This is a genomic window from Shewanella sp. MM_2022_3 (assembly GCF_022557375.1).
Taxonomy (GTDB): Bacteria; Pseudomonadota; Gammaproteobacteria; order Enterobacterales; family Shewanellaceae; genus Shewanella; species Shewanella xiamenensis.
In genome coordinates this window covers 1-753 of sequence record NZ_JAKZGV010000005.1, presented here as the reverse complement: position 1 = coordinate 753, position 753 = coordinate 1, and the positions used below count along the sequence as shown (strand labels likewise).

General features: G+C 50.1%; 1 protein-coding gene. It reads right to left on the bottom strand.

The genetic code is table 11. The features are described 5' to 3' along the window. Positions 1-753: Ig-like domain-containing protein (locus MMG82_RS04495; protein WP_241406570.1), on the bottom strand; the 753-nt coding region annotated here is incomplete at both ends.

Genomic DNA, 753 nt, shown 5'->3' with positions numbered 1-753 from the left:
TGCTGCCGGCGTTATGCACCACACTGCTGCCGGCGACGGTGAAGCTGACCACGCTGGTATTGCCCGCTTCATCGTTAGTTAACACGTTGCCGCTGGCGACGGTGTCCTCAACGACAGTTTTGCTGTCATCTGCTGAATCTGTCAGTCTGGCCAGATCTTGCCCAGAAGTGCTATTTCCTGCTTGATCTGTAACAACAGCCGTGATTACTAGATTAGTACCGATGGCTGGAGCGATGATTCCGAGTTGTAAGCCATTATTTAAAATTTCTTGAGTGACTAGCCCATAAAATAGGGTGTTACCCGCTTGATCTGTAACTATTAATAGATCACCGATCGAGGTGCCAAGCCCCACAGTAACGGTGATATTTACCGGTCCTGTTAATTCAGTAGGATTAATGAAGCCATCGTTATTTAAGTCTTCATCAATAGTAACTGTCGGTGCAGCGGCAGATTGAGTATCAATCACCACATCTTGGGTAACAGTTTTGCTGTTGCCGGCCACGTCGGTGACGGTGGCGCTGACAGGGTAAGTGCCGTCAGGCAGCACAGTACCGGTCAGGTCGACGCTCCAGTTACCTTGCGCATCAATCACTAAGCCGTTGGCGGTGGTGTAAACCACACCATTGATGGTGACGGCTAAGGTGCTGTTGTCACCTAAATCGACAGTACCTTTGAAAATCAGAGTGTTGTCGTTGGTGATAAAGTCACTGCTGGAGCTGCCAGTGTCTTGGGTGATGGCGGTGATGGCCACGG